Genomic DNA, 24,148 nt, shown 5'->3' with positions numbered 1-24,148 from the left:
CAACCCGTTTTCTACACTGTGAGTATTAAAATGCAAAACACGTTACTGACGGCTAAGGCAACACTTCCTGGCTACGATCGCAACAAACTGGTGCCGCGTATTGTGCACTTGGGTTTTGGCGCTTTCCATCGCGCGCATCAGGCAGTATATGCAGATATTCTGGCAGCAGAACATGGCAGTGACTGGGGCTATACCGAGGTGAACCTGATCGGCGGCGAACAGCAGATAGCCGATCTCAATCAGCAGGATAAGCTCTACACCGTGGCGGAAATGTCTGCCGACGCCTGGACCGCGCGCGTTGTGGGTGTGGTGAAACAGGCGCTGCACGCACAGGTCGATGGTCTGGAAACTGTGCTGGCGGCGATGTGCGAGCCGCAGGTGGCGATCGTCTCGCTGACCATTACCGAAAAAGGGTATTGCCATTCACCGGCGACCGGGGAACTGATGCTCGATCACCCGTTAATTGCCGCTGACCTGCAAAATCCGCATCAGCCGAAGTCAGCGCCGGGCGTGGTGGTGGAAGCGCTGGCGCGTCGTAAAGCGGCCGGTCTTCCGGCGTTCAGCGTGATGTCCTGCGACAACATGCCGGAAAACGGCCATGTAATGCGCAATGTGGTTTGCGCGTACGCACGCGCCGTCGATAAAGAACTGGCCGCGTGGATCGAGAAAAACGTCACGTTCCCGTCGACCATGGTTGACCGCATTGTGCCTGCCGTTACCGCCGACGCGCTGGACAAAATTGAGCACATCACTGGCGTGCGCGATCCGGCCGGTGTGGCCTGTGAACCGTTCCGTCAGTGGGTGATTGAAGACAATTTCGTGGCGGGGCGTCCGGCGTGGGAAAAAGCCGGTGCTGAGCTGGTGAAAGATGTTATCCCGTTTGAAGAGATGAAACTGCGGATGCTCAACGGCAGTCACTCATTCCTCGCGTATCTGGGCTATCTGGCGGGTTATCAGCACATCAATGATTGCATGGAAGACGAAAACTACCGTCACGCCGCGCATACCCTGATGTTGAAAGAGCAGGCACCAACGCTGAAAGTGAAGGGCGTGGATCTCGCGCACTATGCAGATCTCTTGATTGAACGCTACAGCAACCCGGCGCTGCGTCACCGTACCTGGCAGATCGCGATGGACGGCAGCCAGAAACTGCCGCAGCGTATGCTGGATTCCGTACGCTGGCACCTTGCCCATCAGAGCAGCTTTGATTTACTGGCGCTCGGCGTGGCGGGCTGGATGTGTTACGTCGGTGGTGTGGATGAACAAGGGAACGCCATTGAAGTGTGCGATCCATTGCTGCCGGTGATTCAACAAGCGGTAAAAGAGAGCCAGGAAGGGGAAGCGCGCGTTCAGGCGCTGCTCGGTATCGAGGCTGTCTTCGGCAAAGAATTGCCGCTGGAAAGCGCGTTCGTCAAAAACGTCACCTCGGCTTATCTGTTGCTGCTGGAAAAAGGCGCCAAAGCCACCGTTGCGCAGTTCGCTAAACGCTAAGCGTCAGCCAGTAAAAACCCCCTCGCTGAGGGGGTTTTGCTTTTTACTCTTCGCTAAACCAGTCGCTGTTTTCTTGTTTTATCAACAACACCGATTCGCTGATTTCATGCAGATGCAACGCCATGGCATTCTCCACGGCGTCGGCATCGCGCTTTTCCAGCGCGGCGAAAATATCGTGGTGCTGACGCAGCAACATTTCCGGCGAGGAGATGTGATCCAGACTCATGTAGCGCACCCGGTCAATGGTGGCTTTAATGTTTTCGATGGTATCCCACGCCAGCTGGCAGTCGGCAATGCCTGACAGCGTCTGATGAAATTCATCATCAAGCTGGAAAAAATCGTTGATCTGGTGGTGGTCGATGGCAATACGCTGCTGTTGCAGGTTTTTCTCCAGCTGGTAGCACTGGGCATCGTTAATCATGCCAGCCGCGCGACGAACAACGGCGCGCTCAATAGCCTGACGGACAAAACAGCCGTTACGGACCTGGGAGAGGGAGATTTTATTGACGTAGCTGCCACGCTGGGGGCGGATCTGAATCAGGCCGTTTTCAGCCAGTTTGATAAACGCTTCCCGCACCGGCTGGCGCGACACATCAAAGCGCACGGAGACGTCCTTTTCTGACAGCGGCGTTCCCGGCGGGATCAGGCAATGCACAATATCCCGGCGCAAAATCCGGTAGATTTGCTGATTTACGGGCTGTGTTGGGTTCAGTTGCGTTTCGACGGCCATTGGCTCTTACTTTCTGGTAAATAACAGCGCTATTTTACGCTTAATTCATCATCACGCCCATACCCGGCGAGACGCCGGGCAGGGGGATTATCAGGAACGATGGACGTTCAGACCGGCGAAGGACTGGCTGACCGGCATCATTTCGACCGTGTTGATGTTGACATGTTTTGGCAGTGTCGCCACCCACCAAACGGTTTCCGTCACGTCTTCGGCGGAGAGCGCCGTGGTATTTTCGTAGGTCTTATCCGCTTTCGCGTCGTCGCCTTTGAAACGTACGTTGGAGAATTCGGTTCCGCCCACGAGGCCAGGCTCAACGTCCGTCACACGGATCGCCGTGCCATGCAGGTCGGTGCGCAGATTCAGGCTGAACTGACGAACGAACGCTTTTGTGGCGCCATACACGTTGCCACCGGCATACGGCCAGCTACCCGCGGTCGAACCGATGTTGATAATGTGACCGCGGTTGCGCGCCACCATGCCCGGCAGCACCGCGCGGGTCATGTAAACCAGCCCTTTGTTATTGGTGTCGATCATCGTTTCCCAGTCTTCCACGCTGGCCTTATGCGCAGGCTCCATGCCAAGCGCCAGACCGGCGTTGTTCACCAGAACATCGATGTCGCGCCAGTCGGCAGGGAGGTTAGCGATCATCTCTTCGATGGCGGCGCGATTGCGCACGTCCAGTTGAGCGGTCAGCACATTGTCGCCCAGCGCCTCTTTTAATTCCTGCAAACGCTCCTGGCGACGGCCCGTGGCAATCACTTTATGCCCGTTGGCGACAAAACGACGAGTAATGCATTCACCAAAACCTGCAGTTGCTCCGGTTACCAGTACAATCATCTCACTGTTCCTCAACGCTTTTTATGTCGTACTACCATAGCACGATCTGGCACGGGTGAAAAAGTATGCCAGCGGCGAAAGCATTGCGGTTTTCGCAGGTGACGCCTACTCTGGGCAATGTACTGAAATTCCGGGAGAAGATGATGCCTGCAAATAACCCCTTTTTCGAAGCCAGCCTGTTGCCGTATCAGGCGCCGCCGTTTGACCGCATCGAGGACAGCCACTACCGTCCGGCCTTTGATGAAGGTGTGCGCCACAAACGGGCAGAGATTGCGGCAATTGCCAGTAACCCGGCGCCCGCGACGTTTACCAATACCTTCGAGGCGCTGGAAAAGAGCGGCGAGATGCTGTCCCGGGTGACGCAGGTCTTTTTCGCGATGGCGTCGGCCAATACCAACGACACACTCCAGCAACTGGATGAAGCCTTTTCGGCGGAGCTTGCCGAACTGGCGAACGATATTTATCTCAATGATGCGCTGTTCAGCCGGGTCGAAACAGTCTGGCAACAGCGGGATTCGCTGGGGCTGGATGCGGAATCCTTACGCCTGACCGAGGTGGTCAGACAGCAATTTTTACTGGCCGGGGCGACGCTTCCGGCAGAGCAGAAACGCGAGTTGAAAGCGCTTAATACGCAAATCGCCACACTCAGCAGCCAGTTCAGTCAGCGACTGCTGGCCGCCGTCAAAGCGGGCGGACTGGTGGTGGATTACCGCCATCAACTTGACGGGCTGTCCGATGACGACATTACCGCCGCCAAAGAAGCCGCGCAGGCGAAAGGACTGAACGATCGCTGGCTGCTGACGCTGACCAACACCACGCAACAACCGGCGCTGGCGGCACTGACCGACAGGCAGACGCGGGAAAACCTGTTCAACGCGGGCAAAATGCGCAATCTGAAAGGGGATGCCAACGATACGCGCGAGCTGGTACTGAAGATCGTCGCCGTTCGCGCCCGCCAGGCGGAGCTGCTCGGTTTTGACGATTATGCCAGCTGGAGCATTGCCGATCAGATGGCGAAAACGCCGCAGGCGGCGCTGGACTTTATGCGTAAAATCGCGCCTGCGGCACGTCATCGTGCACTGGCGGAACAGGCCGACATCCAGAAGGTGATCGACGATCAACAGGGCCGCTTTACGGTTCAGGCGTGGGACTGGCTGTTCTACAGCGAGCAGGTGCGCCGGGCGAAATACGCCCTTGATGAAAGCCAGATTAAACCCTATTTCGAACTCAACCGGGTACTGCATGACGGCGTATTCTGGGCGGCCTCGCAGCTGTTCGGCCTGCGTTTTGTTGAGCGCCCGGATATTCCCGTGTATCACCCGGATGTCCGCGTCTGGGAAATATTTGATGCGAATGGTGAAGGGCTGGCGCTGTTCTATGGCGATTTTTTTGCCCGTGATTCGAAATCCGGCGGCGCGTGGATGGATAACTTTGTCCAGCAATCGACGCTGCTCGACGCGCGCCCGGTGATTTACAACGTCTGCAATTACCAGAAGCCTGCCGCCGGATGCGCCGCGCTGCTCTCCTGGGATGACGTCATTACGATGTTTCATGAGTTTGGCCATGCGCTACACGGGCTGTTTGCCGAACAACGCTATCCGGGGTTGTCCGGCACCCGCACGCCGCGCGATTTTGTCGAGTTTCCGTCGCAGATCAACGAACACTGGGCCAGCGAACCGCAGGTGTTTGCCCATTACGCCCGTCATTACCAGAGTGGGGAGCCGATGCCGGATGCGCTGCGCGACAGTGTGTTCCGCGCCGCGACCTTCAACAAAGGTTATGACATGACGGAGCTGCTGAGCGCGGCGCTGCTGGATATGCACTGGCACAGTCTGCAAACGCAGACGCTGCCTGGGGATGTGGTGCAGTTTGAAGAGACGGCGTTGCGGGCGGAAAACCTGCTGCTTGAGGCGGTACCGCCGCGCTATCGCAGCAGCTATTTTGCCCACATTTTTGGTGGCGGCTATGCGGCGGGCTATTACGCCTATTTGTGGACGCAAATGCTGGCGGACGATGGCTACCAGTGGTTTGTCGAACAGGGTGGTTTGAGCCGGGAAAACGGCCAGCGTTTTCGCGAAGCGATCCTTTCCCGGGGCAACAGCGAAGATCTGGAAGCGCTGTACCGCACATGGCGCGGTCACGATCCGGCTATCGAACCGATGCTGAAAAACCGGGGATTAAGCGACGAGGCATAATACTGCCGTCGTTTAGACTCTATTGAAGATACGCATGATAGCGTAGTGCTGATCGCATAAACGCCACACGGAAAAGAGGGTTTGTGCGAAAAGTAAAAAACGAATCTATCCATGCAAGCATTTGCCGCCAGTCACTGGCGGTTTTTTTTGCCTGCCTTAATGTGCCAGCGTGTTCGGCGTCGGTCGTTGCATGCGGAATAAAGAGATGGACTGCACCAGCAGCGCAAGCACGACAGCAATGGCGTAGGCCATCAACAGGCTGAAGCGGGGAAGTAACAGACTAAGGGACCAGAAGAAAACCGCGAAACTGAACGAGCCTGCGACCATCCCACGCATCACCTGCTGTGCGGCCTGCGGGCCGTGATTGCGTTGGGCAAACACCGCCAGAATGGTCGCCATCAGCGGGAACGCCGCCAGGATACCACTCACCCCCGCGCCGACAAACGGCGCCAGCAGCGTGACGGCCACAACCAGCGCCGCAATCAGCAGCATTCTGACCGGCAGATCCCAACGCGGCGGCCTGAGTTTGCTGCTTTTGAAGGTGGTTTTCGGAATGAAAATCAGCGCCAGCGCCATCACCAGAATATCGATGACAAACAGCGCCGTTTGCGAGAACGCGCTTCCCTGCAACAGGCCAGCGGAAAGCGCAAAAGCAACCGTCGCCGCGAGCAGAGCTTTCCCCCAGCCAGACTGTGCCGTGCGACAATACACCACAGCAAAACAGGCCTGCGCCGCCGTGGCGCACAGCGATCCTGAGGTGGCATGGGTGGCAAATTCCGGCCCCTGTTCGAGCGCCAGAAACAGTGATATCGGGCCGGAAGTCAGCGGCAATCCGACGACAAGCCCGCCGACCGTTTCCCCCCAGCGGCGTCCGGCGAGGGTGGCGGCGAGCAATAAGAGCGGTGTGGCAACCAGCTTAAAAAACAGCAATTCCATATCGGGCAAACAATCCTTCGTCAGGCGCGTTCGCGCTTCGTTTCTGCCACTATACGCTCGCGTATTGTCTGTTTATTGATAATTGCCCCGTTTTCAGGCTTTAATGCGGGTTTTCGTGTCTCTGGAGTTGCCACATGTTTTCCCGGTTCTCAACGTTAAGCCGTATCCCAAAGGGTGTCTGGGTCGTCGGGGGCGTCAGCATGCTGATGGATATCTCGTCAGAAATCATCCACAGTTTACTTCCGCTGTTTATGGCCACCACTCTGGGCGCCAGCGTTATTCTGATTGGTCTTATCGAAGGGCTGGCGGAAGCCACTGCGCTTATCATCAAAGTCTTTTCAGGGGCGATCAGCGACTATCTGGGAAAACGTAAAGGGTTGGCGCTGCTCGGTTACGGGCTGGGAGCGCTGAGCAAACCGTTATTTGCCATCGCGTCGACATCAGGAATGATCCTCAGTGCCCGGCTGATCGACCGGGTCGGGAAGGGGATCCGTGGTGCGCCGCGCGATGCGCTGGTCGCGGATGTCACCCCGCCTGAAATCCGCGGTGCGGCCTACGGCCTGCGCCAGTCGATGGACACCATCGGCGCGTTTATGGGACCGCTACTGGCCGTTGCACTGATGCTGCTATGTCACCCTCGCACGTTTCAGCGAGGCGTTTCTGGTGTTGCGCGCCCAGCAGGCTGGCATTCCGCTGGCGCTGATCCCACTGGTGATGGTGGCTATGAATCTGCTCTATTTTTTCTCCGCGTATCCCTTCGGTAAACTCTCTGATGCCATGAGCCACACCCGGTTGCTGCAACTGGGTGTGGTTGTGCTGATTGCCGCTGACATCGTGCTGGCAATCAGTTCTCACTGGGTCGGCATCATTATTGGTGTGGCCTTGTGGGGCGTACATATGGGGATGTCACAAGGGTTACTGGCGGCGATGATCGCGAAAACCGCACCCCAGGATCTGCGGGGCACGGCTTTCGGTATTTTCAGCATGGTCAGTGGCGTCGGGCTGTTACTCGCCAGCGTCTGCGCCGGTGTGATCTGGGAACAGTGGGGTGCAGAGTATACGTTCTGGGCTGGCGCGGCGATTTGCCTGCTAACGCTGCTTTATCTGCGCTTCACGCCTGCCAATATGCAGGTGAGTGAAGTATAAATTCGTGACACTGTCACTTCCTTAACAAACGCTGTAAGCGGGTTTTCTTCCAGCGCTCAATAGCCCCGGCAAACATGAACAGGCGCAGCCCGCGGATTACCAGCAGTGCCCCCCAGATAGCCATCACCCATAATGACCAGAGATAGCCGGGTCCGGTCATGCGATTGAGCACAAATAGCAGTGCGCAAATCACTACGGCGGTCAGTACCGCGCGCCAGAAATGCGATTCCTGCTCAACCTGCTGCCGGGCGTCGCTGATGCGTTGATCGAGCGGTGCTTCACCGTCGACAGGCGCCATCGACAGATCCGCCACGCTGACTTCAAACACTGCCGCCAGCGCGCTCAATGTCTCAAGGCTTGGTCTTTCGCCATTTTCAATGCGTTGAATGGTTCGTACGCTGACGTCTGTCATCTCGGCCAGTTGCTCCTGCGACCACGCTCTTTTCAGACGTAATGCTTTTACCTGGTTAGTGCCGTTCATAACACCTTCTCCGAATGAATAATTCCGCATTGAGTGTCCGACAGGGCATGAGAAAGCAACACGATCCCAACCCGACAGCAGGACGACAGCGACCCGACAGCTGTCAGACGGCGCTGAACAACCCTTCGCGCGGGCTGACGCGCATCCCTCGCAGGATCATCATCCATGCCACTACAATCGCGGCCATCAGAATGGCGAACAGCGACCAGGGCGGCAGCGTCGTCAGAATAGCACCGGTGATCAGCGGGTTAAACGCCGCGCCAAGCCAGCCCAGCGCCTGAGCGGAAAAATAGCTGGCTTTCAGCCCCGGCGGTGCGATGTTGTCGATCAGCATGTATTCGCCAGGTGCATAAATCACTTCGCCAATGGTAAAGACAGCGGCGGAAATTCCCCAGAAAATCAGGCTGGACCCGGAAAGCATAAAGCCCACCAGTCCAAGCAGGAAAAAGAGCGTACCGACGGTCATCAGCGGGCGAATGTTATTCGCCGTCAGCTTACGGCCAATGGCGTACTGCAACGTGACCACCACCGCCGCGTTTACCGGCAGGATCACGGCAATCACTTTTTCGGCAAAATCACTGTTGGCCACCGCCAGCACATACTGTGACAGGCACGAGGCGAACGATCCGCCCACAAACGAGGCCAGCAGCCCGGAGAGGGTGAACCAGAATAACGCGCGATCATGCAGCAACACCGACGGCGACCAGGCACTGGCGTTTTCTTGCGATGCGGTTACCGCAATGCGTTGCACCCACAGCTGAATAAACACCATCGGGAAAGCGGCGCAAATGGCGGCCAGCCAGAACGGCAGGTTGATGCTGTACATGACAAGCCAGGTGCCGAGCGGCGGCCCGACGGTCCAGCCCATATTCAGGAAAGTGTAGTTGAGCGAGAAAATGCGCGCTTTCGCGGCGGACTCCAGCGTATCGGCAAAGTAGGCTTTCAGTACTGTCGCAAAAACGGAATAGGCACAGTTGATGACGGCGAAAAAAAGCACCACCAACACAACGTTATTCACCAGCGGAATAGCGACAAAACCGCTAATAAATGCGGCGATGGAAATCAGCATGTAGCGTTTTTTATCAAACTTATCGGCGAGAATGCCGAACGCCAGACTGAAGACCACGCCAATGGTCATCGCGACCGTCATCGCGTAACCAATCTGATCGACGCCAAGCGCAAACTGCCGCGTCAGGTAGATGGTCATAAACGGTAATGTTGCGCCACGGCCAATGGTTAACAGCAACGACGACGCCAGCAGCGCTGAGGTTGAGCGCCGGGTGTTTGAGTTCATTTTCCTGCCCAGATATTTTTTTTGTCATGAGGTTGTGTCATATCAGGAGTAACACGGCATGCGGGGTGTTGTATAGCTGAACACATGTCGACACGTGCTTTTTGACCCTCCTGGATTTAATGATCTATCAGCGCATTGATTTTTTCGTTACTTTAATTCTGTTTACATAAATTGAACAAACGGAGCGAGGTATGACGCGAAAAGACGGGCTACTGGCGTTGCTGGTGGTTGTGGTTTGGGGGCTCAATTTTGTCGTCATCAAAGTGGGTTTACACAATATGCCGCCACTGATGCTGGCGGGGTTACGCTTTATGCTGGTGGCGTTTCCGGCCTTGCTGTTTGTTATGAGACCGAAGATCCCGTTCCGGCTGCTGCTGGGCTACGGGCTGACCATTAGTTTCGGGCAATTTGCTTTTCTGTTCAGCGCCATTAAATTTGGCATGCCCGCCGGGCTCGCCTCGCTGGTACTGCAGGCGCAGGCCTTCTTTTCAATTATTCTCGGCGCCTTTGTTTTTGGCGAACGTCTGCAGGGCAAACAATTCGCCGGGATCACGCTCGCGGTGTTCGGCGTGCTGGTGCTGATTGAAGGCAGCCTGACCGGGCAGGATGTCTCTATGTTGGGCTTTTTCCTGACCCTGGCGGCGGCGCTGTGCTGGGCCAGCGGCAATATCTTCAATAAAATCATCATGCAACACGAAAGCCGTCCGGCGGTGATGTCACTGGTGGTGTGGAGTGCGCTGATCCCGATTGTGCCGTTTATGCTGGCCTCACTGTTACTGGATGGCCCGGCGGCGATGCTGCAGAGCGTGGTGGAGATCGACATGACGACGATTTTATCGCTGGTCTATCTGGCGTTCATCGCCACCATTGTGGGATATGGCATCTGGGGTTCGCTGCTCGGGCGGTATGAAACCTGGCGTGTGGCGCCGTTGTCGTTGCTGGTGCCGGTAGTCGGGCTGGCGAGCGCCGCGATATTACTGGGCGAAAAGTTGACAGGGCTGCAGATGGTCGGCGCGGTACTGATTATGGCAGGACTGTTTATCAACGTATTCGGACTGCGGTTCCGGCGGCGGGTGAAGGCGGTGAGAGGTTAAAAAAAAGCCCCGCATCGCGGGGCAAGACGAGTTACTGGCTGTGCTTATTGTAATAAGGCACACCCAGTTCGTCGGATTTGTCACTACCGGCCGCCATATGATTAAAATCAAACGGCGACTGGTTCTGCGCGGTCGGCATCATCATGGCGTCACGCGCGGGTTGACTGGCATGGGTTGTGGATTGCTCCGCAAAACTCTGGCCGGAAGCCAGCGCCAGTAAGGCGAGGGCGGCGGAGACGAACAGTTTCATGATTTCCTCAATACGTCTAATGCAGGCGATTAACAGTTACAGTTATTAATAGGGTAGAGATAACGCGATTCACCGGGCATATTGGTCACGCGGTACTTGTGCGGCGGCACGTCGAAATAGTTCTTGAACGTCCGCGTCAGCGTCTGCTGTGACTCAAAGCCGTAGCGCTCAGCGAGATAGAGGATCGGCTCGTTACTCTGTTTGAGTTGCTGCGCGATCTCGGTCAGCTTGCGGCTGCGAATATATTGACCAAGTGAATGACCGGTCTCTTTTTTAAACATTCGTTGCAGGTGCCATTTCGAATAACCGGAACGCTCTGACACTTTTTCCAGCGACAGCGGCGTCTCCAGGTTGTCTTCGATCCAGTCCAAAATGCTATGAATGGTTATGGCGTCGGTATTTCGTCTGGACATCGTCTACCTCTTTCTGCTTATAACAGAATTTTTTTGAGCAGCAGTTCGAGTTGAGTAAGTTCGTCTGCCGTTAGGTTTTTAATTAATTCCTGGTGCAGGTCCTGGCCCACGCGTTGGTGGCATTGCTCACATATTGCGGCGCCTTCTGGTGTCAGTTGCACCAGCACGCCACGCTTGTCATTCGGGTTAGGCAGGCGCTCGATCCATCCCCTGCTAATCAGCCGATCGAGCATTCTGGTCAGGGCGCCTAAATCAACGGACAACACCTTTTTCAGTTCAACCGGGGGAATACACACCTGGCAGCGAATGGAACACAGCACTTTGAACTGCGTAGCGGTGATGTCCAGCGGCGACAGATAGTCGTTGAGTAAACGATCTTTTTTCTGGTTGACCATATGGATTAAGCGTCCAAGTGGAATGATTTCGTTAAACAGATCACTTGTGCTTTTCACAATGGTTGCCCTGGCAAGTAGTTTAATTGCGATGGATATTATTGCCCAGGCAAGCATAAGTCAACTGAATGAATTATCCGATGCCACAATTTGCTAAATCGTTTACAACGGGTCGCATTTGCTAAGAATTTTCGACATAAAATGCAGGGCTTATTACATGTTTAAAAGGTCACAAAACTGACTTAAGCCGATATAATTCAGTATTAACCTTCAGGAATCTGGTCACTTATGATGGAACTTTTCCAGGCGATCGGCCTTGGGCTGGTCGTTCTGTTGCCGCTGGCAAACCCGCTCACCACCGTGGCGCTGTTTCTCGGCCTTGCCGGAAACATGAACAGCGCGGAACGTAACCGCCAGTCGATGATGGCATCGATTTATGTCTTTGCGATTATGATGGTGGCGTACTATGCCGGACAGCTGGTGATGAATACCTTCGGCATTTCGATTCCAGGCCTGCGCATTGCCGGGGGCCTGATCGTCGCGTTCATTGGTTTTCGTATGCTTTTCCCGCAGCAGAAAGCGCATGAATCTCCGGAAGCGAAGAGCAAATCCGAAGAGTTACTGGATGAACCGGATGCCAATATCGCCTTTGTTCCGCTCGCCATGCCGAGCACCGCCGGGCCAGGGACGATTGCGATGATCATCAGTTCCGCCTCCACGGTGAAAGAGGGTGTCAATTTTTCATCCTGGGTGGTTATGGTTGCGCCGCCACTGATTTTTGCCGCGGTGGCGTTGATCCTGTGGGGCTGTTTACGCAGTTCCGGCGCCATCATGCGCATGGTCGGGAAAGGGGGCATCGAAGCCATTTCCCGGCTGATGGGCTTTCTGCTGGTCTGCATGGGCGTACAGTTTATTATTAATGGGGTGCTGGAAATTATTACCCATTATCACGCATAAAAAAGGGCGCATTGCGCCCCGGTCGTATCAGGAATGATGCTGGGGTTCCAGCATCGCCACCGGCCAGCGGCGGAAGATGATAATTGCCCAGATGAGCGCCGCCAGCGCCGGTACCGCACCGACATAACCTATCGACGACATTGACAGCCACAGGCTGACCTGGCTCCCGACCAGCGCACCCGCGCCAATACCAATGTTGAAAATGCCAGAAAACAGCGACATCGCCACGTCAGTGGCGTCCGGTGCCAGTGCCAGCACTTTCACCTGCATGCCCAGGCCGATAATCATGATCGCGATGCCCCAGAAGATGCTGAGCACAGCCAGGTGCATTTCGCCCTGTGCGGCAGGCAACAGTAACAACAGGCAGATTAGCAGCAGGGCAATCGCGCTGCTAATCAGTATGGATGAGTGATTGTTGCCCAGACGGCCAAACAGAATACTGCCGACAATTCCGGCGCCGCCGAGGATCAGCAGCAGTACCGTGGCAAACTGACCACTCAGTCCCGCAACGTTTTGCACAAACGGTTCGATGTAGCTGTAGGCCGTGTAATGCGCCGTCACCACTACTACCGTCAGAATGTAGATGCTGACCAGCGCCGGGCGGCGGAACAGCACCGGCAGACTTTTCAGTGATCCGGAATGTTCACTTGGCAGCGTCGGTAATAGTTTAATCAGCGCCAGCAGGGTGAGCAGCGCGCCCACGCCAATGGCAAAGAAGGTGATCCGCCAGCCGAAGAGTTGCCCGACCACGCGGCCCACCGGAATGCCTAGCACCATCGCCAGTGCCGTGCCGGTAGCGATCAGGCTTAACGCCTGCGCACGTTTCCCGGCGGGCGCCATGCGGATCGCCAGCGACGCGGTGATCGACCAGAACACCGCATGGGCGAACGCGATGCCGATACGGCTAATCACCAGCACCTGGAAATTCCACGCCAGAAACGACAGCACATGGCTGGCGATAAACAGGATAAATAACGCAATGAGGAGTTTTCGTCGCTCCACCTGACGCGTCAGCAGCATGAACGGCAGTGACATCAGCGCCACCACCCAGGCGTAGATGGTCAGCATAATGCCCACCTGCGCCGTCTCCATCTGAAAACTGCTGGCGATATCGGACAGCAACCCAACCGGCACAAACTCGGTGGTGTTAAAGATAAAAGCGGCAATCGCCAGCGTGACCACCCGAAGCCACGCAAGCCTGCGTGAAACTGTGCTCGTTGTCATAACAATGTTCTGGATTGGTTACAAAAGAAGAGAAGGGGATCTTAAAGCGATTGCTGGTGAAAAGACAATCGTTTTGTGATTTACCTCTCATTTTCTTTTGCTATGACGCCTTCATCGGCAGCGGTTCATTGAGCAGTTCGATAAACGCTTCCAGCTGGCGGGTCATCGCGCCGCGCCGCCAGATAAGCCAGGTGGTCAGCCAGCGCCACTTTTCCGCCAGCGGCCAGGCATCGACCTGATGATGACCGGGCATACTTTCCAGCATACTGCGGGGGATCATCGCCAGCCCGGCCCCGGCAATCACGCAGGCCAGCATACCGTGGTAGGACTCCATTTCATGGATCCGCCCCGGCGTGGCGCGGTCGGCGTGAAACCAGCTCTCAAAATGACGGCGATAGGAGCAGTTGGCGCGAAACGCATAAATGCTGGCGCCGTTCACTTCGCTGGCCCGTTTAACCGGCGCATGCCCATGCGGAGTGACAATCATCATCTCTTCACGATACACCGGAATACCGTCCAGCCCGGGGTGCATTACCGGGCCATCGACAAACGCCGCACTCAGCGTACCCTCGGTCACACCGTCAATCATGGTACCGGACGGGCCGGTCGCCAGATCAAACTGAATTTTCGGGTAGCGCTGGTTATAGCGCGCCAGCGTTTCCGGAATGCGCACCGCCGCCGTGCTCTCCAGCGAACCCAGCGCGAACAGGCCCTGCGGTTCATCGCCCGCGACCACCATTCGGGCTTCATCCACTAAGGCGAGGATTTGCTGACTGTAGCGCAAGAAACTGTGCCCCGCGGGAGAAAGCCGCAAACGCTGATTCTCACGGATAAACAACTCAACGCCGAGATCGGCCTCCAGTTGGCGGATACGGGTCGTCAGGTTAGAAGGCACCCGGTGAACTTTTTGCGCGGCGAGGGTAATGCTGCCCGTGTGGGCGACGGCATTGAACATCTCAAGCTGAGTCAGATCCATAGCATTCTCGATTCGTGAACAGGATGGTTAATATTATTCATTTTTCATAAACGAAAGAGTAGGCCAGGATGAGAGCACAACGCAATCGACTGAGAGAGAAAACATGAGCTCACCTGCAACCCACGCAATTTCCGTTAACCCGGCAACCGGCGACGTGCTCTCGTCGTTGCCGTGGGCTACCGCCGATCAGGTCGACAGCGCCATCGCGCATGCTGACAGCGGCTATCGCCAGTGGCGGCAGAAAACCGTCGCGGAACGGGCCGATGCGCTGCGTGCGGTCGGTAAGACATTGCGCGAACATGCCGATGAAATGGCGTTACTGATCACTCGTGAAATGGGTAAGCCGATCGCCCAGGCACGTGGCGAAGTGACGAAATCCGCCAGCCTGTTTGACTGGTATGCCGAACACGGCCCGGCGATGCTGGCGACCGAACCGACGATGGTCGAGGATCAGCAGGCGGTCATTGAATACCGTCCGCTGGGCCCGATCCTGGCGGTAATGCCATGGAACTTCCCGCTGTGGCAGGTGGTGCGTGGCGCAGTACCGATTCTGCTGGCCGGTAACAGCTATTTACTGAAACACGCGCCAAACGTGATGGGCTGCGCGGCATTAATCGGCGAGATCTTCACAAAAGCCGGGATCCCACAGGGCGTTTTCGGCTGGGTCAATGCCACGAACGACGGTGTCAGCCAGGCGATTAACGATGCACGTATTGCCGCAGTGACCGTCACCGGCAGCGTACGGGCAGGCAAAGCGATTGGCGCCCAGTCCGGCGCGGCGCTGAAAAAATGCGTACTCGAACTGGGCGGTTCCGATCCGTTTATCGTGCTGAATGATGCGGATCTGGATTTTGCGGTGCAGGCCGCCGTCACCGGCCGTTATCAGAACACCGGGCAGGTGTGTGCCGCCGCGAAGCGCTTTATCGTCGAAGCGGGTGTTGCCGACGCCTTTACAGAGAAATTTGTCGCCGCGACGGCGAAGCTGAAAATGGGATCGCCGGAAGAGGAGCAGAACTACCTCGGCCCGATGGCGCGGTTTGATCTGCGCGATGAACTGGATCAACAGGTACAGAAAACGCTGGCCGAAGGTGCCACCCTGCTGCTGGGCGGAGAAAAGATTGCCGGGCAGGGTAACTATTATGCGCCGACCGTGCTCGGCAACGTCACCCGCGAGATGACCGCGTTTCGCCAGGAGATGTTTGGCCCGGTCGCGGCGATCATTGTCGCCCGCGACGCCGACCATGCGCTGGAACTGGCGAACGACAGCGAGTTCGGGCTGTCCGCTACCATCTTCACTGCCAGCGATGCACAGGCGCAGCGTTTTGCCCGCGAGCTGGAATGCGGCGGCGTCTTTATTAACGGCTACAGCGCCAGCGATGCACGCGTGGCATTCGGTGGCGTGAAGAAAAGCGGCTTTGGTCGCGAACTGTCACATTTCGGTTTGCGGGAATTCTGCAACGTACAAACGGTGTGGAAAGACCGCCGCTAAACCCTCCCGGGGCGCCGTACGGCGTCCCGTCATTTTGCTGTCATGGTTCTGTCATTTTCATTCCGTAGACTCGCGACTGTCTAGTCGTAACAGATGAAAATCATGAACTTAACTCAAACTTTTCGGCGTTTCACACAGCGCTTTTTTCCACGGCAGTTCGGCCTGCTGGCAGGGATTTTTTGCATCATTGGTTTATTCTCTGCGTTGCAGATTACCTCCTCATTTCTACTCACATTTTCCTTAAAAGATGCGCAGCGTAACGAACAGCGCAATCAGCAGGCGCATCTTCAGCAAGTGAAAGTGGACGAAGCGCGCGTGTCGTTGCTGGCGGCGAGCGATCTGCTCAACCGCGCAGGCGTCTACTTTATGCAGGATAAAGAAACCGGCTCGGTAGGAAGCTGGAACAGCCTGATGGATGAGGCGCAGAAAGCGCTTGTGCAGTCGCAAACCGCCTGGCAGGCCTGGCTGGCGCTGAATCCGGCGAAAGACGAGGGATTGATCAACAGCTATCAGCTGTTTTACGGCGCCATTAAGGAACAGGCGGACGGGCTGACGAAAACCCAGTCAATCGATGCCTTTTTTGCTGTGCCGGTGCAGGCGTTTCAGTCTGACTTTAACGACAACTACGCCCGTTTTCAGCAGGCCAGCGAAACCCAGGCGGAAGCGGGTCGGCAGGCGTTGATGAATAATCTGTCCACCCTGCAGACACTGTTTTTGCTGGCCCCGGCTTTACTGGTGGTGATTGCCGCGGTGGTATGGGTCGGCATGTCGCGCTGGGTTATTTCTCCATTGCGACGGTTGATTGCCCATATCAACACCCTGGCAGCAGGCGATCTCTCCAGTCCGCTGCCTGGCGTTACCCGTTTTAACCGCGAAATCGATCAGTTGAGTCTCAGCATTGGCGACATGCAGCGCGGGCTGCAACAACTGGTCACCCGCGTTAACCAGGCTACCGGCTCGATGATGACGCAGATCGATCATCTGGTAGAAGGGAATGAGAAACTCCTCCAGCAGTCGGTTAAACAGGCGCAGGAACTCGATGAAGTCACTACCCATATCGCCCGTATGGAATCGCACGTTGAAGGCAACACCGGCTATGCGCAGCTCGCCAGCCAGCGTGCGGATGAAGCGCGCCAGGTGGCGGCAGGCGGTGACCGGATGATGGTTACGGTGAATGAATCCATGCAGGCGATTGTCGACCGCTCCGCAGAAATGCGCGGGATCGTGGCGATGATCGACAGCGTTGCCTTTCAGACCAATATTCTGGCGCTGAATGCCGCCATTGAAGCGGCCCATGCAGGCAATCAGGGGCGCGGCTTTGCGGTGGTCGCCAAAGAGGTTGGATTGCTGGCGCGCAAGAGCAGTCAGTCAACGCAAACCATTCAGGAGCTGATTAACCACTCGCTGGATGGTATTGAACAGGGATCGCGGGCAGTAAACCGCCTGGAAGATAACCTGCAAAAAGTCACCGGACTGGTGGGCCATTTGAGCGGCTTACTGAATGAGATCTCACAGGCCACCCTCAGCCAGGGAGACAGTATCCATCAGATGACCCGACAGCTGCACACGCTGAACCAGGTGGCACGCCAGACCGGTGAACTGGTCGACTATGCGACGAAATCGTCGGATAAGTTGCAGGAAAGCTCGCAACTGCTGAAGCAGGCCGTCACCCGTTTTCGACTTCCCGCCTGACGTCAGACATGTCGCTCTGGTATACTCGCAGGCCGAATCTGGCCTGTGGGCAAGGAGCAGTAAGTGGCTACGGTCATCAATAACACTATGCTGGACGCCATTCTGACTGACGTCCGGCCGCTGATCGGGCGCGGCAAGGTGGCGGACTACATTCCGGCGCTGGCCCGTGTACCGGGAAACAAACTGGGCATAGCCATCAGCACCGTCGACGGTCAGCATTTTTCTGCGGGCGATGCGCACGAACGTTTCTCTATCCAGTCGATTTCTAAAGTGCTCAGCCTGATTGTCGCCATGAACCACTATCAGGAAGCGGAGATCTGGCAGCGGGTGGGGAAAGATCCTTCCGGGCAGCCGTTCAACTCCCTGTTACAGCTGGAAATGGAGCAGGGCATTCCGCGCAATCCGTTCATCAACGCCGGAGCGCTGGTGGTGTGCGATATGCTGCAGGGGCGGCTGAGCGCGCCCAGACAGCGCATGCTGGAAATCGTCCGCAAACTCAGCGGTGAAAACAACATCAGTTATGATGCCGTGGTTGCCCGCTCTGAATTTGAAAACGCTGCCCGTAATGCCGCTATCGCCTGGTTGATGAAGTCGTTTGGCAATTTTCACCATGACGTGACGACGGTGTTGCAGAACTACTTTCACTATTGTTCCCTGAAAATGAGCTGCTCCGAACTGGCGCGCACCTTTCTGTTTCTGGCGGACAGGGGAAGGGCGCCGCACCTCACTTCACCGGTGATCACGCCGTTGCAGACACGTCAGGTCAATGCCCTGATGGCCACCAGTGGGATGTATCAGAACGCCGGGGAGTTTGCCTGGCGCGTGGGGTTACCGGCCAAATCCGGCGTCGGCGGGGGGATCGTGGCGATTGTGCCACAGGAGATGGCTATCGCAGTATGGTGCCCTGAACTGGATGACGCGGGGAACTCACTGGCAGGGATCGCTGTTCTTGAAAAACTGACCCGACAGATGGGTCACTCGGTTTACTAGTTGATTATGGATCCTCTTGATTCTCTCTTTGCCCGCCTGGCGCGCTCGACGTTTCGCGCCCGGTTTCGTCTCGGCCCGAAAGAGCGGCAGTACTGCATTGATAAGGGCCCGGAGGTGATCGACCGTCACGCCGCTGATTTCATCGCCAGCCGCCTGGCGCCCGCCCAGCCGAAGAATGACGGGAAACAAACGCCGATGCGCGGTCATCCGGTGTTTATTGCGCAGCATGCGACAGCCACCTGTTGCCGCGGTTGCCTGCAAAAGTGGCATCAGATCCCGCAGGGGGCGGCGCTGAGTGAAGCACAGCAGCGCTATATTGTGGCGGTGATCCACCACTGGCTGGTCATTCAGATGAATTCGCGGTAGTTAATTTTCCGGTCAAAATATCGTGTAATTTTTTTTCATGATAATATTATGGCTGCACCTGCTACCGTAAACTAATTACGCAAGTAATTACCGGATAAATATTCATGCGCTCATTTTCACTTACGTCTTTCACGTTGTTTCGTGAAGAACAACCCGTGCGGGATGCGCTGGTAGTATTTATTTTAACGACGCTGTTCTATTTCTTTGGCGCGATGCTGAGAATGGTGCAGGAGTTGTCGCTGTTCTGGCCGCTGAACGCTGTGATGGCCGGGGTTTTCGCCCGTTACGCGTTTCTCAATCGCGGTATTCATTACGCCATCTGTTATGCTGCAATGCTCATCTATGATGCAATAACCACACAATGGGGAATGGCATCGCTGGTCATTAATCTGTCAAATATGGTTTTTATCGTTACCGTAGCTCAACTGGTATTACGCGATAAAAGACGAACAAACTATATGCCCGGTCCGCTAAGTACCTTGCATTTATTTTATTATTGTCTGCTTGCTGCCATATTATCTTCTTTGCTTGGTGCCGTTGGATCAGTGGGTATTGATCGGCAAACTTTTCTTCCACTATTTGCGGACTGGTTCAGCGAGCAGTTCTCCACCGGCGTGCTGTTTTTGCCCTGTATCATGACGCTGACATGGCCCGGGAACCTGTCCGGTTTTCGTTTACGTACGCTGATTCCGGTGGCGGCGCTGCTCCTCGCGATTGCCGCTTCAATCCTGGTGGGCGGAGCAGGGAGCCTGGCCTTTCCTCTGCCAGCGCTTATCTGGTGCGCCGTGCGTTACCCGCTACCGTTGACCTGTCTGCTGACGCTGGTGGCCGGGTGCGCTGAAATCCTGCTGGTCGCCAACAATATTATTAATCTCTCTGTTGCGGCGCCGCTGCAGACGCCGCAACTGTTTTCCACACGCCTTGGTATCGCTGCGCTGGTGATGAGCCCGGTGATGGTCGCCGCCAGCGTTGACGCCATCAGCCGCCTGATGAAACAGGTCGCGCTGCGCGCCGATTTCGATTTTCTGACCCGCGTTTATTCCCGTTCCGGCCTTTATGAAGCGCTGAAAAAGATAGAGCACACGGATGATAGTCATCTGACCGTGATGCTGCTGGATCTCGACTATTTCAAGAGCATCAACGACAGCTACGGTCATGAATGTGGTGATTATGTGCTGGCCTCGTTCGCGCAGCAGGTGAAAACATTGGTCGGTGAAAAAGGGCTGGTGGCGCGTATGGGGGGTGAGGAATTTGCTATCGCCACGCTCACCGCCGATGCCGCCGAGGGTTATGCGCTGGCGGAGCGGATCCGCAGTGCTATTGAGGCCTGTCCGTTCCGCTGGCGTGAGGACACGCTGCGACTGACCGTCAGTATTGGTATTGGCACCCGTAGTCCGGGAAACACACCGATCTCAGAGACGTTCAATCTGTTGTTGGTGGAAGCAGATGAATATCTCTACCGCTCGAAGAAGATGGGGCGCAATCGCACCAGTATCCGCCGGGATGAGCCGGTGTTATTTTAATTAACAGGTGACACTGTCACTTTATACCTGAAAATCGTACCTGCATTTCCCGGGCTTTTGGCGATATTGCGCTAAAATTTAATGACTTCCCTCTGGAGAAAAGTCATGAAAACGCCAGAAATCCCCAAAAATGAAGCCCAGCGTCTGGCCGCATTACGTGACTCCGGCTTGCTGGACGCGGGCGATCCACATCGCTTTGACCGGCTCACGCGGCTGGCGAAGCATCTGTTTAACGTCCCGATGGCGCTGGTGACGCTGGTTGACGAGACCACACTGGTGTTCAAATCTTCCGAAGGCGTGAGCTGGAAATCACTGCCGCGTAATATTTCGTTCTGCGGACACGCGATCCTCAGCGAGCGTCCGCTGATTGTTCCCGATGCTGTCGCCGACGAGCGCTTCAGCGATAATCCGCTGGTGACGGGGAGTCCTCATATTCGCTTTTATGCCGGATATCCGCTGCGCCTGCCTGATGGCGCCATCGTGGGGTCATTCTGCCTGATTGACCATGATACCCGTAGCTTCGCGCCTGCCGAGCAGGAGATGCTCAAAGACCTGGCGTCGATCGTGGAAGACGATTTTGCGGTATTCAGCGTGGCCACCACCGATGATCTGACCGGATTACTGAACCGCCGCGGGTTTGAGCATCTGGCAAATTACGCCATTGCGTCATCCAGTCGCCGTGCAGAACCACTGACGCTAGGCTGGATCGATCTTGATAAGTTCAAGGAGATTAATGACAACTTTGGTCATGATCAGGGCGATGCCGCGCTCCGGGCGCTGGCCGAACTGATGCGTAAAACCTTCCGTGAATCCGACCTGCTGGTGCGACACGGCGGGGATGAGTTTGCGATTCTGTTTCTCGATACTGATGAGGACGGCGCGTTTATCGCCATGCAACATATGGCCGAAGTCACCGATGAATACAACAACACGTCCGGTAAACCCTGGCGTCTAGCCTTTTCCTGGGGCGTTACTGAGTTCGACCATGCCGAGTATAGCGACCTGCAAAGCTGGCTCCGGGTAACGGATAAACGCATGTATGAGATGAAAATCCAGCGCGATATTAATCAGTGGAACAATAATATTTGATTCAAAACAGGGTTCCTTGGTTTATAAATCTGATAAGTTATTAGACCAATAACACAGGTTGTATTACCAATAACCGAGGGAACCCATAGTGAAAACGTTAAACCGCCGTGATTTTCCGGGCGCGCAGTACCCTGAGCGCATCATCCAGTTCGGTGAAGGCAACTTCTTACGCGCCTTCATCGACTGGCAGATCGATCTGCTGAACGAACATACCGGTCTGAATTCAGGTGTGGTGGTGGTTCGCCCGATCGGCAGCGATTTCCCGCCATCGCTCAGCACGCAGGATGGCCTGTATACCACCATCATTCGCGGTCTGAATGAGAAGGGCGAGGCAGTCAGCGAAGCCCGGTTGATCCGTTCGGTCAGTCGCGAAATCAGCGTTTATTCACACTATCAGGAGTTCCTGAAACTGGCGCATAACCCGGAGATGCGCTTTGTCTTTTCTAATACCACCGAGGCCGGCATCAGCTATCACGAAGGGGATAAGTTTGATGATGCGCCAGCGGTGAGTTACCCGGCGAAACTGACCCGTCTCTTGTTCGAGCGTTTCACCCATTTCAACGGCGCACAGGATAAAGGCTGGATGATTATTCCGTGCGAACTGATTGATTATAATGGTGATGCGTTGCGCGAGCTGGTGCTGCACTATGCACAGGAATGGGCGCTGCCGCAGGCGTTTGTGGCATGGCTCAACAGCGCCAACCATTTCTGCTCAACACTGGTTGACCGCATTGTGACCGGTTATCCGCGTGATGAAGCGGCCAGCATCGAGGCCGGACTGGGATATAAAGACAGCTTCCTCGACACAGCGGAACACTTCTACCTGTTTGTGATCCAGGGGCCAAAATCACTGGCCGCTGAACTGCACCTGGACAAATATCCACTGAACGTACTGATCGTTGACGACATCAAGCCGTATAAAGAACGCAAAGTCGCGATCCTCAACGGTGCGCATACCGCACTGGTGCCGGTGGCATTCCAGGCCGGGCTGAATACTGTCGGCGAAGCGATGAGCGATGCGGAAATCTGCGCTTTTGTTGAGAAAGCGATTCACGAAGAGATTATTCCGGTACTGGATTTGCCGCGTAATGAGCTGGAATCTTTTGCCAGTGCGGTCACCGGCCGTTTCCGTAACCCGTACATCAAACATCAGCTGTTATCGATCGCCCTGAACGGGATGACCAAATTCCGCACCCGCATTCTGCCTCAGTTGCTGGCAGGCCAGAAAACCAACGGCAAACTGCCGCCGCGTCTGACTTTTGCGCTGGCGGCATTGATCGCGTTTTACCGTGCGGAACGTGGCGGAGAAACGTATCCGGTGCAGGACGATGCAGAGTGGATTGAGCGTTACCAGCTGCTGTGGGCGCAACATCGCGATCATCAGATCACCACTCGTCAACTGGTCGACAGCGTCCTGTCAGTGGCATCCCACTGGGAACAGGATCTCAGCACCGTTTCCGGGCTGGCAGAGCAGGTGACACATGACCTGGATACCATCCTGACAAAAGGCATGCGCAACGCCGTTCAGCCGCTGTGCTAAGGTAGTTTAATTATTTAAGCGGAGGATATATTGGTATTCTCCGCTTTTTTATTGGAAAGGATACGAGCTGATGATAAAACACAGAGAGGATGTTGTTGCTGGACACGAGATGATTAATTGGGTGAACTGACAATCAGGTTAAAGAAGGTCAGGGCGCAGGTTGATGGCAGACGACCTCAATATTGTGTCCATCGGGATCAATAACGAAGGCGGCGTAGTAATTCGCGTGATAATGCGAACGTAAACCCGGAGCGCCATTATCTTTACCGCCAGCGTCGAGCGCCTGATGGTAAAACGCATCAACTTGCTGTCGAGTGTCGGCGACAAACGCAATATGCAGGTGTGCGGGTTTTTCATCAGACAGGAACAGACACAACGACGATTTGTCATCCGTGCTAAGTTCAACGCCGTAATCGGGTGTGCCTTCAGAAACCAGCCTGATGCCAAGAGGTTCGAGTGCATTGAGGTAGAATGTCTTGCTGGCTTCAAAATCGCTGACGCCGAACTTAACGTGGTCGAACATAGCATCTCCGGATCCGAATGTGTAAAGGATAGAGTTTAGCAAAAACGGAGTTCGATGCAGGTACCGGGTGATTTGCAGTTAGTTTTCGACGAGGACACGACGGCCGCAGTGAATAGAACAAAAAAACAACCCATGTCGACCAGGGCAAATCAGGTCCGCAAAACGCTGGATTCCGCCTGATTCTATGTTGGTACGCATAATGAATATTATGTTAAATTGACTGTAATGCTTACCAACTCATAACCCTTGCAACCCTTGCCTGCTTTACCTGCTGGTCTTCGCCTTTACTTCAATGTGATAGCTTTTGAAGCTTACCATTCCACATATCGATAAAAAATAACGATCACAAACACGAAGAACACGGGGATAAGCCAGATTGGGCTATCTGGAAATAACACCCCCTGAACCAAAGCAAACATTATTGTCAGTACGGCCGGGCCATAATACGAAATCAATGACCTGAACATCCGCCTGAAAAATCTTTTAATGAGATTCATCATTATCGAACCATCCTGGTAAT

The 24,148-nt window shown here is 55.4% G+C and carries 23 protein-coding genes and 1 pseudogene; 12 read left to right on the top strand and 12 right to left on the bottom strand.

The window, feature by feature from the left end; genetic code table 11:
* Nucleotides 1–30 precede the first annotated feature (30 nt).
* Complete coding sequence (locus AOY23_RS13595; protein WP_054180146.1) at nt 31–1,491, top strand: mannitol dehydrogenase family protein; 1,461 nt, start codon at nt 31–33, stop codon at nt 1,489–1,491.
* A 43-nt stretch (nt 1,492–1,534) separates the two neighbouring features.
* Here AOY23_RS13595 and AOY23_RS13590 read toward each other — a convergent pair whose 3' ends face one another.
* Nucleotides 1,535–2,221 carry a GntR family transcriptional regulator gene (locus AOY23_RS13590; protein WP_054180145.1) on the bottom strand — a complete coding sequence of 229 codons (687 nt, stop codon included), beginning with the start codon at nt 2,219–2,221 and terminating at the stop codon, nt 1,535–1,537.
* A gap of 90 nt (nt 2,222–2,311) precedes the next feature.
* Nucleotides 2,312–3,058, bottom strand: coding sequence for a bifunctional NADP-dependent 3-hydroxy acid dehydrogenase/3-hydroxypropionate dehydrogenase YdfG (gene ydfG, locus AOY23_RS13585; protein ID WP_054180144.1), 747 nt, complete (start codon nt 3,056–3,058; stop codon nt 2,312–2,314).
* Nucleotides 3,059–3,201: 143 nt separating this feature from the next.
* Here ydfG and dcp point away from each other — a divergent pair, with 143 nt between their 5' ends.
* On the top strand, nt 3,202–5,253 hold the full coding sequence (dcp, locus tag AOY23_RS13580; protein WP_054180192.1) for a peptidyl-dipeptidase Dcp: 2,052 nt from the start codon (nt 3,202–3,204) through the stop codon (nt 5,251–5,253).
* 156 nt (nt 5,254–5,409) lie between these two features.
* Here dcp and AOY23_RS13575 read toward each other — a convergent pair whose 3' ends face one another.
* Nucleotides 5,410–6,189, bottom strand: a complete 780-nt coding sequence (locus AOY23_RS13575; protein WP_054180143.1) for a hypothetical protein — start codon at nt 6,187–6,189, stop codon at nt 5,410–5,412.
* 134 nt (nt 6,190–6,323) lie between these two features.
* On the opposite strand from AOY23_RS13575, the pseudogene AOY23_RS13570 reads away from it, so the two are divergent.
* Nucleotides 6,324–7,335 (top strand): annotated as a pseudogene (locus AOY23_RS13570) (MFS transporter).
* A 13-nt stretch (nt 7,336–7,348) separates the two neighbouring features.
* On the opposite strand, the gene AOY23_RS13565 reads toward AOY23_RS13570, so the two are convergent.
* Nucleotides 7,349–7,816, bottom strand: a complete 468-nt coding sequence (locus tag AOY23_RS13565; RefSeq protein ID WP_054180142.1) for a helix-turn-helix domain-containing protein — start codon at nt 7,814–7,816, stop codon at nt 7,349–7,351.
* A 103-nt stretch (nt 7,817–7,919) separates the two neighbouring features.
* The gene (gene ydeE / locus AOY23_RS13560; protein ID WP_054180141.1) at nt 7,920–9,110 is read right to left on the bottom strand and encodes an efflux MFS transporter YdeE; all 1,191 of its coding nucleotides are present in this window, start codon (nt 9,108–9,110) and stop codon (nt 7,920–7,922) included.
* A 191-nt stretch (nt 9,111–9,301) separates the two neighbouring features.
* Between ydeE and eamA the strand changes: the two genes are divergently transcribed.
* Nucleotides 9,302–10,204, top strand: a complete 903-nt coding sequence (gene eamA, locus AOY23_RS13555; RefSeq protein WP_054180140.1) for an O-acetylserine/cysteine exporter — start codon at nt 9,302–9,304, stop codon at nt 10,202–10,204.
* A gap of 31 nt (nt 10,205–10,235) precedes the next feature.
* On the opposite strand, the gene marB is transcribed toward eamA, so the two are convergent.
* Genes marB through marR form a run of 3 tightly spaced genes read right to left on the bottom strand, consistent with a single transcriptional unit; the run spans nt 10,236 to nt 11,319 of the window.
* A complete protein-coding gene (marB, locus tag AOY23_RS13550; protein ID WP_054180139.1) occupies nt 10,236–10,454 on the bottom strand; it encodes a multiple antibiotic resistance protein MarB in 219 nt (72 codons plus the stop codon).
* A gap of 29 nt (nt 10,455–10,483) precedes the next feature.
* Entirely contained in the window at nt 10,484–10,867 is a 384-nt protein-coding gene (gene marA, locus AOY23_RS13545; RefSeq protein WP_054180138.1) for an MDR efflux pump AcrAB transcriptional activator MarA, read from the bottom strand.
* A 17-nt stretch (nt 10,868–10,884) separates the two neighbouring features.
* Complete coding sequence (gene marR, locus AOY23_RS13540; protein ID WP_054180137.1) at nt 10,885–11,319, bottom strand: multiple antibiotic resistance transcriptional regulator MarR; 435 nt, start codon at nt 11,317–11,319, stop codon at nt 10,885–10,887.
* Nucleotides 11,320–11,547: 228 nt separating this feature from the next.
* Between marR and AOY23_RS13535 the strand changes: the two genes are divergently transcribed.
* Nucleotides 11,548–12,216, top strand: coding sequence for a MarC family NAAT transporter (locus AOY23_RS13535; RefSeq protein WP_054180136.1), 669 nt, complete (start codon nt 11,548–11,550; stop codon nt 12,214–12,216).
* Between the two features lie 27 nt (nt 12,217–12,243).
* Here the strand turns inward: AOY23_RS13535 and AOY23_RS13530 are convergent, their stop codons facing one another.
* Both AOY23_RS13530 and ptrR read right to left on the bottom strand, forming a co-directional pair.
* Nucleotides 12,244–13,440, bottom strand: coding sequence for a sugar transporter (locus AOY23_RS13530; protein WP_054180135.1), 1,197 nt, complete (start codon nt 13,438–13,440; stop codon nt 12,244–12,246).
* A gap of 100 nt (nt 13,441–13,540) precedes the next feature.
* Nucleotides 13,541–14,416: a putrescine utilization regulator PtrR gene (gene ptrR / locus AOY23_RS13525; protein ID WP_054180134.1), complete on the bottom strand. Its 876-nt coding sequence runs from the start codon at nt 14,414–14,416 to the stop codon at nt 13,541–13,543.
* Nucleotides 14,417–14,519: 103 nt separating this feature from the next.
* Between ptrR and sad the strand changes: the two genes are divergently transcribed.
* From sad to AOY23_RS13490, 7 genes are all read left to right on the top strand, one after another.
* Nucleotides 14,520–15,905, top strand: coding sequence for a succinate-semialdehyde dehydrogenase (sad, locus tag AOY23_RS13520; protein ID WP_054180133.1), 1,386 nt, complete (start codon nt 14,520–14,522; stop codon nt 15,903–15,905).
* 102 nt (nt 15,906–16,007) lie between these two features.
* Nucleotides 16,008–17,597, top strand: a complete 1,590-nt coding sequence (locus tag AOY23_RS13515) for a methyl-accepting chemotaxis protein (protein WP_054180132.1) — start codon at nt 16,008–16,010, stop codon at nt 17,595–17,597.
* A 63-nt stretch (nt 17,598–17,660) separates the two neighbouring features.
* Nucleotides 17,661–18,587 carry a glutaminase B gene (gene glsB / locus AOY23_RS13510; protein WP_054180131.1) on the top strand — a complete coding sequence of 309 codons (927 nt, stop codon included), beginning with the start codon at nt 17,661–17,663 and terminating at the stop codon, nt 18,585–18,587.
* 6 nt (nt 18,588–18,593) lie between these two features.
* On the top strand, nt 18,594–18,953 hold the full coding sequence (locus AOY23_RS13505) for a DUF4186 domain-containing protein (protein ID WP_054180130.1): 360 nt from the start codon (nt 18,594–18,596) through the stop codon (nt 18,951–18,953).
* Nucleotides 18,954–19,057: 104 nt separating this feature from the next.
* Nucleotides 19,058–20,476 (top strand): GGDEF domain-containing protein, encoded by a 1,419-nt coding sequence (locus AOY23_RS13500; RefSeq protein ID WP_054180129.1) that lies wholly within the window; start codon nt 19,058–19,060, stop codon nt 20,474–20,476.
* Nucleotides 20,477–20,581: 105 nt separating this feature from the next.
* Nucleotides 20,582–21,565 carry a sensor domain-containing diguanylate cyclase gene (locus tag AOY23_RS13495; RefSeq protein WP_054180128.1) on the top strand — a complete coding sequence of 328 codons (984 nt, stop codon included), beginning with the start codon at nt 20,582–20,584 and terminating at the stop codon, nt 21,563–21,565.
* An 88-nt stretch (nt 21,566–21,653) separates the two neighbouring features.
* Nucleotides 21,654–23,105: a tagaturonate reductase gene (locus AOY23_RS13490; protein WP_054180127.1), complete on the top strand. Its 1,452-nt coding sequence runs from the start codon at nt 21,654–21,656 to the stop codon at nt 23,103–23,105.
* 148 nt (nt 23,106–23,253) lie between these two features.
* Here the strand turns inward: AOY23_RS13490 and AOY23_RS13485 are convergent, their stop codons facing one another.
* Entirely contained in the window at nt 23,254–23,628 is a 375-nt protein-coding gene (locus AOY23_RS13485; protein WP_054180126.1) for a VOC family protein, read from the bottom strand.
* A 311-nt stretch (nt 23,629–23,939) separates the two neighbouring features.
* Nucleotides 23,940–24,128 carry a hypothetical protein gene (locus AOY23_RS23145; protein ID WP_054180125.1) on the bottom strand — a complete coding sequence of 63 codons (189 nt, stop codon included), beginning with the start codon at nt 24,126–24,128 and terminating at the stop codon, nt 23,940–23,942.
* Nucleotides 24,129–24,148 lie beyond the last annotated feature (20 nt).

Origin of the sequence: Trabulsiella odontotermitis, from assembly GCF_001297775.1 — a bacterium.
GTDB lineage: Bacteria > Pseudomonadota > Gammaproteobacteria > Enterobacterales > Enterobacteriaceae > Trabulsiella > Trabulsiella odontotermitis.
Note: the sequence above shows the minus strand (reverse complement) of the source record. Positions and strands in the feature narration are given on the sequence as shown.

What these genes read in the sequence shown, in the direction of transcription:
- AOY23_RS13530 (WP_054180135.1), bottom strand. Translation starts at nt 13,440, where the DNA reads ATGACAACGAGCACAGTTTCACGCAGGCTTGCGTGGCTTCGGGTGGTC.
- dcp (WP_054180192.1), top strand. Translation starts at nt 3,202, where the DNA reads ATGCCTGCAAATAACCCCTTTTTCGAAGCCAGCCTGTTGCCGTATCAG.
- AOY23_RS13495 (WP_054180128.1), top strand. Translation starts at nt 20,582, where the DNA reads ATGAAAACGCCAGAAATCCCCAAAAATGAAGCCCAGCGTCTGGCCGCA.
- AOY23_RS13575 (WP_054180143.1), bottom strand. Translation starts at nt 6,189, where the DNA reads ATGGAATTGCTGTTTTTTAAGCTGGTTGCCACACCGCTCTTATTGCTC.
- AOY23_RS13505 (WP_054180130.1), top strand. Translation starts at nt 18,594, where the DNA reads ATGGATCCTCTTGATTCTCTCTTTGCCCGCCTGGCGCGCTCGACGTTT.
- AOY23_RS13565 (WP_054180142.1), bottom strand. Translation starts at nt 7,816, where the DNA reads ATGAACGGCACTAACCAGGTAAAAGCATTACGTCTGAAAAGAGCGTGG.
- ydeE (WP_054180141.1), bottom strand. Translation starts at nt 9,110, where the DNA reads ATGAACTCAAACACCCGGCGCTCAACCTCAGCGCTGCTGGCGTCGTCG.
- marB (WP_054180139.1), bottom strand. Translation starts at nt 10,454, where the DNA reads ATGAAACTGTTCGTCTCCGCCGCCCTCGCCTTACTGGCGCTGGCTTCC.
- AOY23_RS13515 (WP_054180132.1), top strand. Translation starts at nt 16,008, where the DNA reads ATGAACTTAACTCAAACTTTTCGGCGTTTCACACAGCGCTTTTTTCCA.
- marA (WP_054180138.1), bottom strand. Translation starts at nt 10,867, where the DNA reads ATGTCCAGACGAAATACCGACGCCATAACCATTCATAGCATTTTGGAC.
- sad (WP_054180133.1), top strand. Translation starts at nt 14,520, where the DNA reads ATGAGCTCACCTGCAACCCACGCAATTTCCGTTAACCCGGCAACCGGC.
- AOY23_RS13595 (WP_054180146.1), top strand. Translation starts at nt 31, where the DNA reads ATGCAAAACACGTTACTGACGGCTAAGGCAACACTTCCTGGCTACGAT.
- AOY23_RS13535 (WP_054180136.1), top strand. Translation starts at nt 11,548, where the DNA reads ATGATGGAACTTTTCCAGGCGATCGGCCTTGGGCTGGTCGTTCTGTTG.
- AOY23_RS13590 (WP_054180145.1), bottom strand. Translation starts at nt 2,221, where the DNA reads ATGGCCGTCGAAACGCAACTGAACCCAACACAGCCCGTAAATCAGCAA.
- ydfG (WP_054180144.1), bottom strand. Translation starts at nt 3,058, where the DNA reads ATGATTGTACTGGTAACCGGAGCAACTGCAGGTTTTGGTGAATGCATT.
- AOY23_RS23145 (WP_054180125.1), bottom strand. Translation starts at nt 24,128, where the DNA reads ATGATGAATCTCATTAAAAGATTTTTCAGGCGGATGTTCAGGTCATTG.
- AOY23_RS13485 (WP_054180126.1), bottom strand. Translation starts at nt 23,628, where the DNA reads ATGTTCGACCACGTTAAGTTCGGCGTCAGCGATTTTGAAGCCAGCAAG.
- AOY23_RS13500 (WP_054180129.1), top strand. Translation starts at nt 19,058, where the DNA reads ATGCGCTCATTTTCACTTACGTCTTTCACGTTGTTTCGTGAAGAACAA.
- eamA (WP_054180140.1), top strand. Translation starts at nt 9,302, where the DNA reads ATGACGCGAAAAGACGGGCTACTGGCGTTGCTGGTGGTTGTGGTTTGG.
- ptrR (WP_054180134.1), bottom strand. Translation starts at nt 14,416, where the DNA reads ATGGATCTGACTCAGCTTGAGATGTTCAATGCCGTCGCCCACACGGGC.